Here is a 14,345-nt window from a genome sequence, read left to right on the forward strand (position 1 = left end):
GGTTCCGGATCATACGCCGACCAGTTCTGCCGCGAATCGCGCTGTAACGGATGCAGCAAGCAGCGCGGGCGTGGGGCAAACCTCGGCAGCAACCCGCCGGAATTTGCTCGAATAGCTGATGCAGTCAAAGACGACGAGATCCGGCGCCGCATCGGACATCCGTCTCGCGGCCTCGCGAATGTCGTTCTCCTCCGCGTCAGGCTGGACGGCCAGCACTTCGACCTCATAGCCCATGTCGCCCCAGCGATTTTGCGCGTTTTCGGTCTGAGACGGAGTAGGAATGAAGATTCCAAGCCGTCCTTTGGGAAGACACCCGCTTACGGCACCCGCAAGGAGATCCGAGGCAAAGTGGATTCCAGGGGCCTCCAGTGTCGCAAACTTCCCGGTGCAGCAGACACAAGCCGCGCGCGCTCCCAGATCTTCGAGTTCCGCCAGTCGTGCGGCCATGCCTTCGGTCACCACCTTCTTGCTGATCAGAATCGACCGGCCGCTCGGTAGCGTGGTGTATAGCGTGTCGGTCGCCCCGGTCGGTAACGCCGCGGCCAGCCCTTCATCGTCGAGATGGTCAAGCGCTCCGCGCATCTTCAACTCGACCGCATCCCCCAAGACACGTTCGAATTCGGCGTACAACGCGGGGCGCGGTGCCTGGCCGATCACCAGAAGCCCGATGACCGGCTTCCCTGTCATGCAACGGCCTCGGTGTCCGGATGCATCACGCGGGCCTCGCCGACGACGCGAACACGCGTGCGAATTGCCCGACCCGGAAGGTAGCTGAGGGGGAGGTCTTCGACGTCGATGACCTTGATGGTGGCCGCATCGGCGCCGGCGTCGACCGCCGAAGCAATGGCGGCGTCGCGAGCGGCCGCGATGGCGTCCTCGCGGTCCATGTCTCGATAGATCCGGTCGGTTTCCCCACTGATCTGTGCCATGGCGGCACCGACGGCATTGGCGACTTCGTGATAGGGTACGTGGATCACCTCCGAAATGCCGGGCACCTTCTCAGGTATCAACATTGCGCCGCCCCCGACCGCAAGCAGCGGCACTTCGGTGGCATCCGTCTTCATCCGGTCGACGTTCTCAGAGATCGCCGCGTGCATCATGGACAGCGCTCCATTGACGATATCGGCGGAGAGGCCCGCGACACGGGATTTGTCTCCCAGTTCGATCAAACCGCTTGCCACCGCGATGTCGGTTGCCGTGATTGTCTCACCGCCGAACACGAGCGCGTCCTGTCCAAGGCGGTAGCCCACCGACTGCGGACCGACCGCCAGCGGGTCGCGTCCGATGATGGTGCCTCCACCCACGGCAATGGACAGAAGGTCGGGCATCCGGAAGAGCGTGCGTACTCCGCCAACCTCGACAACATTGTTCGCCTCTCGTGGGAAGCCCCTTACCAGACAGCCGATATCGGCGGTCGTTCCGCCCACGTCGCAGACCATCGCGTTCTCGATTCCGGCGAGCAGCGCCGCGCCACGCATGGAATTGGTCGGGCCGGAAGCGAAGGAGAAGACCGGGTATTCCCGCGCCGCCTCCGCAAGCGCCACCGTGCCATCGTTCTGGGTGATGTAAAGCTGCGCGTTCAGCCCGGATGATGCCACGGCATCCACGAAGGCCTGCGTGGTTTCCCGCGCCAGCCCGATCAGCGATGCATTCATCAGGGCCACGTTTTCACGTTCCAGAAGTCCGATGCGGCCAAGCGTCGACGAAAGCGTCACGTGGACGTCGGGCGCCTCATTCCGCACGATCTGCGCTGCGCGCTCTTCGCATTCGGCAGTCAGCGGAGAGAAGGTGGCGCTGATCGCGACGGCTTCGACGCCATCGGCACGGATCTTTCGCGCGGCGTCGGCCACGGCTTTCTCGTCCATCGGTACGATGGGGCGGCCGTCATATTCGTGCCCGCCTTCGACAAGATAGATACCACCGTTGACCTTCGCCGCTAGATCCCTTGGCCAGTCACAGAAGGGAACCAGGCTTGCGGACGCCGGAAGCGACACGCGGATCGCCGCCGCCCGTCCGAGATTGCGCCGCTCGACCACGGCATTTGTGTAATGCGTCGTGCCTATCATGACGGCCGCAACATCCTCAGCCGCGTCGCCGGCCTTTGCCAGCAGGTCCTTGAGTGCCGTACGGACACCGGATGTGACATCCGAGGTAGTGAAGGTCTTGACGGCGGCGACAACTTTGTCGTTGTCGAGCAGTGCGGCGTCGGTATTGGTTCCGCCGACGTCGATGCCGATGCGCTTCATGCTTGCTCTCCCTTGAATACGGAGTTGAATTCCAGGTCGAAACCGAATGCTCGGGGACCGACAGCCGACAGCCCGGCTTCAGTCAGGAAGACTTCCGGAGCCGGAAGTGCGAGAACGCTCACACGCTGGCCAAAGCGGAGGACATCCGTACCGATACCGTCACCGGAAACCGTATCGAGAACACAGATCAGGTCCGGCGTCATGACGATCGGCGCACCGTCGAGAAACGCGACCGAATATTCGTTCTGGAAATGGACAACGAGGTTCTGGCCAACATTCTCGTTCAAACCTTCGATGCGTGCTTGTCCCCGAAGGAAACCTTCGGTGGCGCGGCGTTCGACATCGACGACCTTGCCGGTAAAAAGCAACTGCCCCTGCTCGGCGCTCAGAACCGCCTTGATTGGGTCGTCATGGGCGGCGCGGGCGGCGAGAACCTGCGCGCCCAGGTCGATCGCCTTGGAGACAGAATAGAGGATGCCATGCTGCTTGACCTCCGCACCGGATCGTGGCGCCTTGCAGGTCGCGGCGACCGATCCGATTTCGGTACAGGCCTTGCGGCTGATACGTTCCATCCAGCGCCACGACGCAGCGCGGGGAAAGATGATCTCGTTGTCGCGAATGTCCGCCATCGTGAGCGGATAGCACCTCAGGCCGGCAACGGCGACGGAGGTCATCTGGGCCTCTGGATAGGCGCGGCCCATGGTGTCAGCATCCACCACCGGATACCCGCCAATAGCAGCGACCTGCATCGGATGCATCCCGTTGCCGCCGCCGATCTCCAGCGCCATGACAGCATCGAACTTGCGACCCAGGTGCTCTTCCATCATGCGCAGCGGCTTGATGGCAAACTCCGGATCGGCAAGGCGTTCCTGCCCCACCAGCGGCGCTCCCATGTTCGACAACACGGCGACCAGCGCGTCGTCGGCCAGAGACATCGGATCCACAAGGGTGACTTCGTGACCCTTTTCGTAGAGAATCCGCATGTTGAGGAGCTTGTGGTAGGGATCGCCCCCACCGCCTGTTCCAAGGATCCATGCACCAACGGCAAGAGCCTCGATATCGTCCGCAGACAGGGTGCGGTGGGTCTGGCTGGGATTCCTATTGGCAAGGGTGTTCATCACGCAAAGATCCTTTGTAGCGTCCGCGCTGGCTCACATTCTGAACATGGTTCATGTTCGGCCCGAGAGTGGTTGCTGTCTGCGTCGAAATTCACCGCGTGCCGGCAACATCGCAAATAGTAATAGTCTATGAAGCAGATTGCTGGCGGTTATGCCGAAAGCCGTTTGAGGGCGTTCTGGAGAATAGTTGACTAATTATTGAGCAAAACCGAGGCGGTGATGCATGATTTTCCGGCAAAATAGGGCATGTCATAAATTTGATGCATGTGACCTATCGATATTCATTTATTTCCCTCTCGCCCCGGTTCTGCCTTCATTGGCGCCATACAGAAGCCCGGACATCCGGACGCTTCGATCTCTCATGCCCGTCCTGCGGGCCGCCAACACGGAGCCGAACCATGAAATTCAAACGATTTTCATCAGCGCTGACTGTCGCCGCAGTCGCGCTTGCGCTGGCGATTCCAGCCGAGGCAGTCGAAAAGAAGGACGACAAGTTCTGGATGGTGATCGGCGGGCGTCAACCGGTTTCCCACATCGACCCGGGCCAGTCCTACGATTACGCGATCCGGATGATGACGCAGGCGCTTTATGACGGTCTGGTCAAATACACCGGCAACCCGCCGACCGTTGAACCCTGGCTTGCGACAAGCTGGGAGACGTCGGACGATGGCCTGACCTGGACCTTCAAACTTGCCGAGGGGGCGACATTTCACAACGGCGATGCTGTAACGGCAGACGCCGTAGTCTACTCCTATCGCCGCACGCTGGAGATGAACGAAGGCGTTGCATGGATGCTCTCCGATGTTGTCAAGCCAGAGAACATCACGGCGGTTGACGACACTACGGTTCAATTCGTGCTCGACCGTCCCTATGCGCCGTTCCTGAGTTTCCTGCCTTGGTGGTTCGTCGTGAACCCTGCGCAGGTCGAGGCCAATGTGGTTGATGGCGATTTCGGCAAGGCCTGGCTCGCGGAGAACGATGCCGGCTCCGGCCCGTACATGCTTGAGCGATTTGACCAGGGCACGTCCTACTGGCTCAAACGGAATGCCGATTACTGGAAGGGCTTTCCTTACGAGAACGAGGACATGGGGGGCATCATCTATCGCCTGATCCGCGAGTCTTCTTCGCAGCGGGCGGCGCTGATGTCTGCCGAGGCCGACCTGGTGACCGACCTGACCCCGGAGGAGATCGAGACCGTCGGGAATCGTCCCGACATCGAGATAACGTCCACGCCTGCTTTGACCGCGTTCGGTCTGAAGATGAACACCCAAGGCGAGCATATGTCGGACATCAACCTGCGCAAGGCCGTGGCCTATGCATTCGACTATGACACCTTCGTACAGGTCTATAACGGCAATGCGAAGTTGCAGACATCGGCCTTCGCTGACGCCGTACAGGGCAAGGTAGATGTCGAAATGCCCCGGCAGGATATTGAAAAGGCCAAGGAATATCTCGCTCAGTCGAAATATCCCGACGGTGGGATCACGCTTGAATACGTCTACGTTCAGGGTCTGGAGCAGCAGCGCCAGATGGGCCTGTCGCTCCTCAACAGCCTGAAGGAACTGAATATCGGCCTGGAAATGGTGCCATTGACCTGGCCGAACATGGTCGCTCGCGCTGCGGATGTGGAACAGAGTCCGGACCTGATGGCGATCTTTGCGACGCCGGTTTCAACCGACCCCGACGCTGTGGCGATCCAGTATCACCCGAGCAGCCACGGCAAATACTACAGCTCGCATTACCTTGATGACGCCGAGCTCAACGCGATGATCGAAAAGGCCCGCAGCCTGTCGGAGTGGGACGAGCGCGCACCGATCTACGCCGACATCCAGAAAAGGATCGTCGAGTTGCAGCCCGAGATCTTCGGCATGATGCGCCAGCGTATGTTCGCCTATCGCGACTACGTCCAGGGTTATTCCGACAGCCCGATCCGCATGACGAGCGAAGTGGATCTCTATCCTATCTACATTCAGCCGAAATAACGCTCCCTGCTTGAGAAGGACCGCGGCCGTCAAAGCCGCGGTCGACGCCCCGTTCAGGGGTTTCACGAGGAATTCGACCCAATGCTGAAACTGATCGCCAAACGTATGGGCTTGATGGTGGTGATGCTGCTCGGCCTTGCCGTTATCACGTTCACCGTCGCAAACATCGCCCCTGGTGATCCGGCACGACTGGCCGCGGGTCCCGACGCCAACCAGGAAATGGTCGAGCAAATCCGGGTGGAGCGCGGTTTTGACCGTCCGCTGCCGGTACGCTTCGTGCTCTACATAGAACAATTGCTGAATGGCGATTTTGGCACGTCAGTCTATACCGGACGGCCGGTTGCCAAGGACATCGCGCAGTTTCTGCCAGCGACGGTCGAACTCGTCCTTTTCTCGATTTCTATCGCGATTATTCTCGGTGTGCCACTCGGCGTCATCGCCGCCGTCAGACAGAACAGGCCCATCGACCATGCAATCCGTTTGCTTTCCGTGTCTGGTGTCGCGCTGCCGATGTTCTGGCTCGGTCTCATGCTCCAGTGGTATCTCGCACTCAATCTTGACCTGTTTCCGCTCGGGGGTCGTCTCGGAATTTTCTCCGATGTTCCCGAGCCCATCACCGGAATGATCAGTCTCGACGCGGTGCTGCGCGGCCAGTTCGCCGTCGCCGGAGAGGCACTCTGGCACATGATCCTGCCGGCAACTGCGCTGAGTTTTCCAGCGCTCGCAGCGATCATCCGCGTCAACCGCGCCGAAATGCTGGAAGTGCTCGGGCGCGACTATGTCACCAATGCGCGCGCGCAAGGCATCGGACCCTGGCGTATCATCGCGGTCTACTCGCTCAAGAATGCGATCCTTCCAACGCTTGCGATGATCGGCCTGCGCTTTGGCTGGATGCTCGGCGGCACGGTGCTGGTGGAGGGCGTATTCGATTTTCCCGGTCTCGGGCTCTATGCCGCCAAGGCGGCGATCTCGTCGGATTTCGAGCCAATCATGGCGGTCACGCTGACACTCGGCGCAGCCTTCATGCTCATCAACCTCGTGATCGACCTGCTGTATGCGGTGCTCGATCCGCGCGTTCGCAACCAGATCTGAGGCGGCCAAGATGACAGATACCGATATCACCCCCGCCAGCGTTCCGGGTGCCGCAGTTCCGGCGCCGCGCAAGAGTTTCCGTGAAACGCGGCGAATGATCCGAACCTATTCGCGCTCATTCTCCTCGATGCTTGGCCTCGCGCTGGTTACACTGTTCCTCTTCGTCGCGGTGTTTGGCCCATGGCTCGCGCCCTTCCCGGAGGATGCCTACGGGGCCGTGAATTTCGATATCAAGTTGCAACCGCCGTCGGCGGAGCACTGGTTCGGGACCGATCAGGTCGGGTCCGACATCCTCTCGCGTGTGTTGATAGGGGCCCGAACCACATTGCAGATCGGCCTGACGGTGACCGGTATCGCCATCCTGATCGGGGTGCCCCTGGGCCTGATCGCTGGAATGGTCGGTGGATGGGTCGCCGAGACGATCATGCGGATCACCGATATCTTCCTTTCGATTCCCGGACTGATCCTTGCCATCGCCATCGTGGGCGCGCTCGGACCCGGCATCCTGAATGCAATGCTGGCCCTTTCCCTCGTCTGGTGGCCCGGCTATGTGCGCCTCGTGCAGGCCAAGACGCTGAGCCTGCGCAACGAAACCTACGTGGACGCCGCACGTGCTCTGGGCGCCGGACCGTTCCGGGTTCTCTTTGTTCACGTCCTTCCGAACTGTCTGTCACCCATCGTCGTCAAGGCCTCGATGGACATGGGCATGGCGATACTCGGCGCCGCCTCGCTCGGCTTCCTCGGCCTTGGTGCCCAGCCGCCATATCCGGAATGGGGGGCGATGATTTCCACCGGGCGCGCCTATCTGCCCGACTGGTGGTGGTGCTCGTTCTTTCCCGGTATCGCCATCTACCTGACGGTGCTCGGTTTCAACTTGCTCGGGGACGGTCTTCGCGACGTGCTCGACCCGCGCCAGAGGTGACGACATGGACCCGCTGCTCGACATTCAAAACCTCTCGCTCGTCTTCGACACCTTCGATGGCACATATCATGCCATCGACGACGTAAGCCTCAGCCTCAAACCTGGCGAAGCGCTCGGCCTCGTGGGCGAGACGGGATGCGGCAAGTCCGTGCTGACGCGCGCCGCCTTCGGGCTCGTGCCAAGCCCGCCGGCCCGGATCACGCAAGGGTCTGTGAAACTGGACGGTATGGAATTGCTTGGCCTGTCGGATCGTGCGCTGCGCCAGGTGCGCGGGCGGCAAGTGGCTATGATCTTTCAGGATCCAATGACGTATCTGAACCCGGTGTTCAAGGTGGGTACCCAACTCGTAGATGCGATCCGTGCGCAACACGGCGGCGCCATCGACCGAAAGGCGGCGCGCGAAATTGCGCTGGACATGCTCGAAAAGGTGCACCTTCCCAATCCGTCACGGCAGTTTGAGTCCTACCCGCACGAGTTGTCTGGCGGCATGCGCCAGCGTATTCTCATCGCCATGGCGCTCGCCGCCCGGCCCAAACTTCTCATCGCGGATGAACCGACCACGGCACTTGACGTCACCATCCAGGCGCAGATTCTCGACCTGATGGCGGAACTCGTGGACGACATGAACCTGTCGATGATCATGATTTCCCATGATCTCGGCGTTGTTGCACAGGTTTGTTCGCGGGTTGCGGTGATGTACGCAGGGAAAATCGTGGAAGATGCCCCGATCCGCGACATATTTGACTCACCGTTGCATCCTTATACTCAGGGGCTCCTCGGCGCCTTGCCGCATCCGTTTCGCCCGGCGGACGATCTCGAGAGCATCCCCGGCAATTTGCCTGACCTGCTCGACCCGCCTTCTGGATGTCGGTTTGCCGGCCGCTGCACTTATCGTCGGCCGGAATGTGCTGTCCCGATATCGTTGGAACATGTTGAGCCGGGCCATTCGGTCGCGTGCGTGCTGCGTCCCGGCGAAGCCGCAGCGACCGACTCTGCGATGAAGGATCTGAACCATGCTTGAGATCGAAAACCTGAAGGTGCATTTTCCGCTGCCCTCCGGTCAGACCGTCCGAGCTGTCGACGGCCTGACCCTAAAGCTTGCCCCAGGCGAGACAATGGGCTTGGTCGGTGAAAGCGGGTCCGGAAAATCAACGGTCGGCAAGGCCGCGCTTCGTCTTGTCGATGCTACTTCCGGCGCGATCCGTATCGGTGATCTGGACGTTACCAAGGCCCGCGGGCGCCAGATGCGCAAACTGCGCTCGCGGGCGCAAATGGTATTCCAGGATCCCCATTCCTCGCTCAATCCGCGCATGACGATACGCCGGGCGGTCGCGGAAGGGCTGATCCTGAACACGTCCTTGCGTGGAAAAGCTCTGCGAGACAAAGTTGCCGAAATGCTGGAAGCGATGGGCCTGCCGGCGCAGTTCCACGACCGGTTCCCGCACGAACTGTCCGGTGGCCAGAAGCAGCGTGTCTGCATCGCACGCGCGCTCGCTCTCGATCCCGAACTGCTGGTTCTGGACGAGCCAACCTCGGCGCTCGATGTCTCTGTTCAGGCGCAGATCCTGCGCGTCCTGCGCAGCCTGCACGAGGCGCGCCCGGAATTGACGCAACTCTTCATCTCGCACAACCTCGCGGTGGTCCGTTTTCTTTGCCAGAGCGTTGCCGTTATGTATCTGGGAAGGATCGTCGAAATGGGCCCGGTGGACCGGGTGTTCGACGCGCCCAGCCATCCTTACACGAAAGCGTTGCTTTCCGCCGTCCCTGTACCGGAAGCTACACGACGACCAGACCGAATTCGTTTACAGGGCGACATTCCCAGCCCTACAGCCCTTCCGACAGGTTGCGCCTTCCACACGAGGTGCCCGATCGCGAAAAAAGATGTATGCAATGTTCAGGAACCGCCGCAGATCGAATTGGAAGACGGTCGGTCGGTCCGCTGTCACTTCGCCTTGGGGTCCGCGCCTGAATGAGCCTACGACTTGACCGCCTAGCCGTACAACTCGACTGGAACCTCCTGCGTACCTTCATGGTGATTGTGCAGGAAAGATCGATTACCGGCGCGGCGGCAAGGCTCAATGTCACCCAACCTTCTGTTTCCGCGGCACTCCGCCGTCTGGAGGAACGACTTGACATGCGGCTGGTCGAGCGCGGTTCGGGGCAGACCTTTGTCGTGACCCGCGCGGGCGAGGCCGTCTATCGGGAAGCTCTCGAGATCTATGGTGGCGTTGTCCGGCTAAACAATATCGATGCCAGCGACGGGCTTTCACTTTCCGGGAATGTTGTGATCCACCGCTCGAGCCATCTGGAAATGGACCGGATCATGACAGTATTGGCCGAGTTTCGCCGCCAGCATCCGCGGGTCACGTTTTCCCTCCGATCCGTTCCCTGCGCGGAGGTGACCCAGGCACTCCTGCACCGTGTGTCATCCGTTGGTATCTGTACACGGGTCGATCCAACCATTCAGCGCCTAAAGTCGATGCCTCTCACCCCTCAGGAGTTCGGAGTCTATTGCGGCCCGGACCATCCTCTCTACCGCCAACAGAACGTGGATACCGCCGCTTTGGCGAACTCCGATGTCGTAGGCTTCGAAGAAGACCAGATGGCTGGCGCCCTGTCCGCTGTGGCGCGCTTTCGTCTGGACAATCGGATCGGTGGTCGATTGATCGCGGCTGCGACCGGGATCGTGGATCTCGTGGAATTGGTCGAGAGTGGCACGGCCATTGGCTGCATGTCCCGCGGACACGCCGCGCGCTATGGCTACAAGCTTTGGCAGATCCCTCTCGACGTCCCGCCGCCAGTGGTCGAAGTATTTTCGCTCGTTGACGGTGAACGCCTGATGACACCGGTCGAGGTTGCCCTTTTGGAAACCCTGGAAGCGGAAGGACTGGCACGCATGCCCCGTCCGAGATCCAACGTCTGATACCCCGTTAATGGAATTGCGAAGCTATTTTTGAACCTTGGCCCACGAAGACCGGCCATCGTGCTGTGAACCGCTCCGGATTTTCTGGAAGCTCCAAGGCGAGGAAGGATCGGGGCCATGGAATAGGAGAACAGAGCGAACCACTATTCACCTGAGATACGCGCGAAAGCGGTGCTTGCGCGCTAGCGAACGTGGTCAGGCCGCAAGGTTCAGCTGCCACGCACCGTCCCGTCAAAGACCTCGGCCAAGGGCGCTGATGGGGTCAGAATAGCAAATCGGAGATACAGAAGGATCTCCGCGTGTACTGACATCGGTCATAGCCGGTCTCCCTTATGGTGTGGTTATTGTAGAACCACTGTAGGGACCTGATCTGCGATGCGCAGATATGTCTGCTACTTTTCCGGCAGCGGGATAAACTCGGATCTGTCATCCTGCGGCAGATCGAATATACCTTCGCCCCAGTTGGCAGCGCGCCATTCTTCCTTTGCGGCTTCGATCTTGTCTTTGCTGGAGGAGACGAAGTTCCACCAGACATGGCGCGGACCGTTCATCGTGGCTCCGCCAAGCGCCATCAGCCTGGCACCTGTCTCCCCAGCCTGAACAGTGATCTTGTCACCGGGGCGGAATACCATCATCTTGCCGGCCTCGAATTCCTGGCCCGCGATGTGAACCGAGCCTTGCGTGATATAAAGGCCCCGGTCTTCGTGGTCGTCCGGCAACGGAAAACGCGCGCCCGCGTCAAGCGTCACATCCAGATAGAAGGTCTCGGAATACAGAGTCGCCGGCGCTTTTTCACCGTAGGCAGTCCCAAGGATCAGTCGGGCGTTGACACCGTCCGATTCAATTTCCGGCAACAGATCCTTTCCGTGATGTTCGAAAAGCGGCTCCATGTCCTCGCGATCCTCGGGCAGGGCCATCCATGTCTGTATGCCAAAAAGGCTATGCGGCCCCTGTCGCGCCGTACTGCTGGTTCGTTCCGAATGGGTCACACCCTTGCCCGCCACCATCCAGTTCAGCGCACCGGGTTCGATGATCTGATCGCTGCCGATACTGTCGCGATGGTGGAAATCGCCGCGATAGAGATATGTGACGGTGCCCAAACCGATATGGGGGTGCGGCCGCACGTCGACACCCTGTCCGGTCAGGAACTCGGCAGGTCCGGCCTGATCGAAGAAGATGAACGGACCGACCATCTGGCGCTTTGGCGCAGGCAGGGCACGCCGAACCTCAAAGCCGCCCAGATCACGGGCGCGCGGAATGATCAGTGTCTCGATGGCATCAACCCCGATCTCGTCGGGACAGCCAGGTTCAAGTGATGGGTTCCAGCTCATGGCAAATTCCTTTCAAAGTTCAGGTTACCTGCAGCGACACATCTTTGAAAAGTGAATGTTGTTCCGTATCATGGAACGCGGGGTTTTGTCCGATCAGTGTTGAGCGACCATCGCGACGCCCCCATCTGACTGACAAATCTTCGTTTTTCGCAATCTGGGGAGCGGCCATGACGACGGGCATTCATCACGTTACCGCGATCACCCGCGACGTGCAGAAAAACGTGGATTTCTATGTGGGTTTTCTTGGGCTCAAGCTGGTGAAGCAGACCGGCGGCTACGAAGATGCGGAACAGTTGCACCTGTTCTACGGCGATGCCACGGGCACTCCGGGTTCCCTGATCACCTTCCTTGTCTGGCAGGACGGCGCAGCGGGGCGTGTCGGGCTCGGGGCGCTGTCGGAAATCGCCTTTTCCGTTCCCCTGACGAGTCTTGGCGAGTGGCTTACCCGCGCGATGACGGCGGGTATACCGGTCACAGGGCCTTCGCGCGAGCTGGGTGAAAGCACACTGCGGTTGCGCGATCCGGACGGGATCGTGGTCAAGCTCGTCGGTATCGATGCCCGGACCGATCCGCCGGTGGGCGACCCGATCGCGCCGACGCGTATTCACGGTGTGACCATTCTATCGGAAGACGCACAGGCAACGGCGGAATTCGTGTCGCGCTTCGGCTATGAAGAGGACACGAGAGACGGTCCGTTCATCCGGCTCCGCTCGGATCGTGATGTCGTCGATGTACGTGCCTCGGCGGGGTTTGTTCCCGCGGTACCCGGTAGCGGCATGTTCGATCATGTGGCGTTTCGCGCCCCCGATGCCGAAGCGGTGCGGCAGATGCGGCTGGAACTGCGCGACAACGACAGCGTGACCAAGGTGCATGACCGGAAGTATTTTCTGTCGCTTTATGTGCGGGAACCGATGGGGGCGCTGATCGAATATGCCACCGATGCGCCCGGTTTCACCGTCGACGAAGATGCCGATCATCTGGGCGAGACCCTGATGATTCCGGCGACGGATGCCGCGCGTGCAGCGGATTTGCGCGTGCAACTGCCGCAATTCGCCCTGCCGGGCGAAGAGAGGAGACCCAGAAGGGATCTGCCGTTCATTCACCGGTTCTATACGCCGGACGATCCCGACGGATCGGTCCTCGTTCTGCTGCATGGAACCGGCGGGGACGAGGCGGACCTGATGCCGTTCGCCGCAAGGCTGAACCCGCGCGCCACCCTTCTGGGTGTTCGCGGACGATCCACCGAAGAAGGAACCGCACGCTGGTTCCGGCGACTCAACTTCGTGGCCTATGACCAGGAGGATATCCGCGCCGAGGCACGCGCATTTGCCGCTTTCGTCGAGGGTGCGATCGCGGGCTATGCGCTTGATCCTGACCGGATGGCCTTTCTCGGCTATTCCAACGGGGCCAACCTGTTGGCTGCGATCCTGCGGCTGCATCCCGGCCTGTTGCGTCGCGCGATCCTGATGCGTGCGGTCGAGACGTTGGAGAATGCCCCAAAGGCGGATCTGTCCGGTGCGGACGTGCTGCTGTTGACCGGCGCGAAAGATCCTTTCGCCGGCATGACCCCCGCACTTGAGGCTTCGCTGACGGCGGGCGGTGCGACACTGGACGCGCGAAGCATCGATGCGGGCCATGAGATTTCGGACGAAGATCAACGGATCGCCGCCATGTGGCTGGCGCATATTGAGGAAGGAGAGCCGACATGAGCAAACTTCATCTTTCCAAGGAAGATGGCGAACGGCGCGGGCGATACATCGCACGCCTCGACGGCATCGACGCGGAAGGCGAAATTACCTATCGCCATCACGGCGCGGACGTCATCAGCGCCGATCATACGGGTGTCCCTGACGCGATGGGCGGGAATGGCGTGGCCAAGGCGCTGCTGGACTTCATGCTGGAAGATGCCCGGCAATCCGGATTCCGCATCATACCGATCTGCCCTTTCGTGCGCGGCCAATACGCCAAGCATCCCGAATGGTCGGACCTGTTCACCACGAAACCCGGCGAAGACCCGTAAGGAGAAACTTGCATGGCCAAGACACAACCAGAACCCATTCGCGACCCGAAGACGGACCACCTGCTGACGCCGGAGAACTGCGCGTTGGTGCTGATCGATTATCAGCCCGAGCAATATCGCACCATCACCTCATCGACCCGCGAGGAAATCGACCTGAACGTGATTGCCCTGTGCAAGCTCGCGCTGGCCTATGACGTGCCGGTGATCGTCTCGACCGTCGGCGTCGACATGGGCGTGAACACCGGCACCGCCGAGGAGATTCTGGCAGAACTGCCCGGGGTTTCAGAGATCGACCGGACTGGCGTCAATGCCTGGGAGGACGAAGAGTTCCGCAAGGCGATCGAAGCGACGGGTCGCAAGAATATCGTCATGGCGGGGTTGTGGACAGAGGTCTGCCTGACCTTCCCGACGCTGGACATGCAGGCCGAAGGCTATCATGTCTATCCGGTCGCCGATGCCGTGGGTGGGGTATCCCCGGTTGCCCACGACCAGGCACTGGACCGGATGCGGCAGGCGGGTGCCACACCGATCACCGCGATCCAGTTTGGCTCGGAGTTGATGCGCAACTGGGCGCGCGAGAGTTCGGACAAGTTCCGCAAGGTGCTGCAATGGTACTTTCCGAAACGCTTCGGCCTGATGAAAGACGGCAAGATCGGTTGACGTCCGGTTCAGAGTGCATACTCTGATCCGTCACAACAGCGCAGAGGCGCG

Annotated in this window: 13 protein-coding genes; 9 read left to right on the plus strand and 4 right to left on the minus strand. The window is 60.6% G+C overall.

The features are described from left to right. Positions 1-9: 9 nt before the first annotated feature. From AB9K34_RS05280 to AB9K34_RS05290, 3 genes are read right to left on the minus strand one after another with little or no spacing between them, the layout of a single operon-like run. Positions 10-687 (minus strand): AroM family protein, encoded by a 678-nt coding sequence (locus AB9K34_RS05280; RefSeq protein WP_369953391.1) that lies wholly within the window; start codon positions 685-687, stop codon positions 10-12. Then, the gene (locus AB9K34_RS05285) at positions 684-2,246 is read right to left on the minus strand and encodes a hydantoinase/oxoprolinase N-terminal domain-containing protein (RefSeq protein WP_369953392.1); all 1,563 of its coding nucleotides are present in this window, start codon (positions 2,244-2,246) and stop codon (positions 684-686) included. Before AB9K34_RS05285 ends, AB9K34_RS05280 begins: the two co-directional genes overlap by 4 nt. Continuing rightward, a complete protein-coding gene (locus tag AB9K34_RS05290; protein ID WP_369953431.1) occupies positions 2,243-3,364 on the minus strand; it encodes a DUF917 domain-containing protein in 1,122 nt (373 codons plus the stop codon). Before AB9K34_RS05290 ends, AB9K34_RS05285 begins: the two co-directional genes overlap by 4 nt. 398 nt (positions 3,365-3,762) lie before the next feature. On the opposite strand from AB9K34_RS05290, the gene AB9K34_RS05295 reads away from it, so the two are divergent. The 6 genes from AB9K34_RS05295 to AB9K34_RS05320 all read left to right on the plus strand — a co-directional run bounded on the left by AB9K34_RS05295 (position 3,763) and on the right by AB9K34_RS05320 (position 10,283). Next, positions 3,763-5,346 carry an ABC transporter substrate-binding protein gene (locus AB9K34_RS05295; RefSeq protein WP_369953393.1) on the plus strand — a complete coding sequence of 528 codons (1,584 nt, stop codon included), beginning with the start codon at positions 3,763-3,765 and terminating at the stop codon, positions 5,344-5,346. Between the two features lie 81 nt (positions 5,347-5,427). Continuing rightward, a complete protein-coding gene (locus tag AB9K34_RS05300; RefSeq protein ID WP_369953394.1) occupies positions 5,428-6,438 on the plus strand; it encodes an ABC transporter permease in 1,011 nt (336 codons plus the stop codon). Positions 6,439-6,448: 10 nt separating this feature from the next. Beyond that, entirely contained in the window at positions 6,449-7,360 is a 912-nt protein-coding gene (locus AB9K34_RS05305; protein ID WP_369953395.1) for an ABC transporter permease, read from the plus strand. Between the two features lie 4 nt (positions 7,361-7,364). Continuing rightward, positions 7,365-8,381, plus strand: a complete 1,017-nt coding sequence (locus tag AB9K34_RS05310) for an ABC transporter ATP-binding protein (protein ID WP_369953396.1) — start codon at positions 7,365-7,367, stop codon at positions 8,379-8,381. Continuing rightward, positions 8,374-9,333: an ABC transporter ATP-binding protein gene (locus AB9K34_RS05315; protein WP_369953397.1), complete on the plus strand. Its 960-nt coding sequence runs from the start codon at positions 8,374-8,376 to the stop codon at positions 9,331-9,333. The genes AB9K34_RS05310 and AB9K34_RS05315 overlap by 8 nt, the downstream gene beginning before the upstream one ends. Continuing rightward, positions 9,330-10,283, plus strand: a complete 954-nt coding sequence (locus tag AB9K34_RS05320; RefSeq protein WP_369953398.1) for a LysR family transcriptional regulator — start codon at positions 9,330-9,332, stop codon at positions 10,281-10,283. The genes AB9K34_RS05315 and AB9K34_RS05320 overlap by 4 nt, the downstream gene beginning before the upstream one ends. 392 nt (positions 10,284-10,675) lie before the next feature. Here AB9K34_RS05320 and AB9K34_RS05325 read toward each other — a convergent pair whose 3' ends face one another. Next, a complete protein-coding gene (locus AB9K34_RS05325; protein WP_369953399.1) occupies positions 10,676-11,614 on the minus strand; it encodes a pirin family protein in 939 nt (312 codons plus the stop codon). Positions 11,615-11,781: 167 nt separating this feature from the next. On the opposite strand from AB9K34_RS05325, the gene AB9K34_RS05330 reads away from it, so the two are divergent. The 3 genes from AB9K34_RS05330 to AB9K34_RS05340 are packed head-to-tail and all read left to right on the plus strand — an operon-like array spanning position 11,782 to position 14,294. Beyond that, positions 11,782-13,323, plus strand: a complete 1,542-nt coding sequence (locus tag AB9K34_RS05330; protein WP_369953400.1) for a VOC family protein — start codon at positions 11,782-11,784, stop codon at positions 13,321-13,323. Beyond that, positions 13,320-13,634, plus strand: a complete 315-nt coding sequence (locus AB9K34_RS05335) for a GNAT family N-acetyltransferase (protein WP_369953401.1) — start codon at positions 13,320-13,322, stop codon at positions 13,632-13,634. The genes AB9K34_RS05330 and AB9K34_RS05335 overlap by 4 nt, the downstream gene beginning before the upstream one ends. 12 nt (positions 13,635-13,646) lie before the next feature. Next, entirely contained in the window at positions 13,647-14,294 is a 648-nt protein-coding gene (locus AB9K34_RS05340; protein WP_369953402.1) for a hydrolase, read from the plus strand. Positions 14,295-14,345 lie beyond the last annotated feature (51 nt).

It is taken from the genome of Sedimentitalea sp. XS_ASV28, from assembly GCF_041224545.1.
GTDB lineage: Bacteria > Pseudomonadota > Alphaproteobacteria > Rhodobacterales > Rhodobacteraceae > Sedimentitalea.

What these genes read in the sequence shown, in the direction of transcription:
- AB9K34_RS05335 (WP_369953401.1), top strand. Translation starts at nt 13,320, where the DNA reads ATGAGCAAACTTCATCTTTCCAAGGAAGATGGCGAACGGCGCGGGCGA.
- AB9K34_RS05305 (WP_369953395.1), top strand. Translation starts at nt 6,449, where the DNA reads ATGACAGATACCGATATCACCCCCGCCAGCGTTCCGGGTGCCGCAGTT.
- AB9K34_RS05300 (WP_369953394.1), top strand. Translation starts at nt 5,428, where the DNA reads ATGCTGAAACTGATCGCCAAACGTATGGGCTTGATGGTGGTGATGCTG.
- AB9K34_RS05325 (WP_369953399.1), bottom strand. Translation starts at nt 11,614, where the DNA reads ATGAGCTGGAACCCATCACTTGAACCTGGCTGTCCCGACGAGATCGGG.
- AB9K34_RS05280 (WP_369953391.1), bottom strand. Translation starts at nt 687, where the DNA reads ATGACAGGGAAGCCGGTCATCGGGCTTCTGGTGATCGGCCAGGCACCG.
- AB9K34_RS05295 (WP_369953393.1), top strand. Translation starts at nt 3,763, where the DNA reads ATGAAATTCAAACGATTTTCATCAGCGCTGACTGTCGCCGCAGTCGCG.
- AB9K34_RS05285 (WP_369953392.1), bottom strand. Translation starts at nt 2,246, where the DNA reads ATGAAGCGCATCGGCATCGACGTCGGCGGAACCAATACCGACGCCGCA.
- AB9K34_RS05290 (WP_369953431.1), bottom strand. Translation starts at nt 3,364, where the DNA reads ATGAACACCCTTGCCAATAGGAATCCCAGCCAGACCCACCGCACCCTG.
- AB9K34_RS05340 (WP_369953402.1), top strand. Translation starts at nt 13,647, where the DNA reads ATGGCCAAGACACAACCAGAACCCATTCGCGACCCGAAGACGGACCAC.
- AB9K34_RS05330 (WP_369953400.1), top strand. Translation starts at nt 11,782, where the DNA reads ATGACGACGGGCATTCATCACGTTACCGCGATCACCCGCGACGTGCAG.
- AB9K34_RS05320 (WP_369953398.1), top strand. Translation starts at nt 9,330, where the DNA reads ATGAGCCTACGACTTGACCGCCTAGCCGTACAACTCGACTGGAACCTC.
- AB9K34_RS05315 (WP_369953397.1), top strand. Translation starts at nt 8,374, where the DNA reads ATGCTTGAGATCGAAAACCTGAAGGTGCATTTTCCGCTGCCCTCCGGT.
- AB9K34_RS05310 (WP_369953396.1), top strand. Translation starts at nt 7,365, where the DNA reads ATGGACCCGCTGCTCGACATTCAAAACCTCTCGCTCGTCTTCGACACC.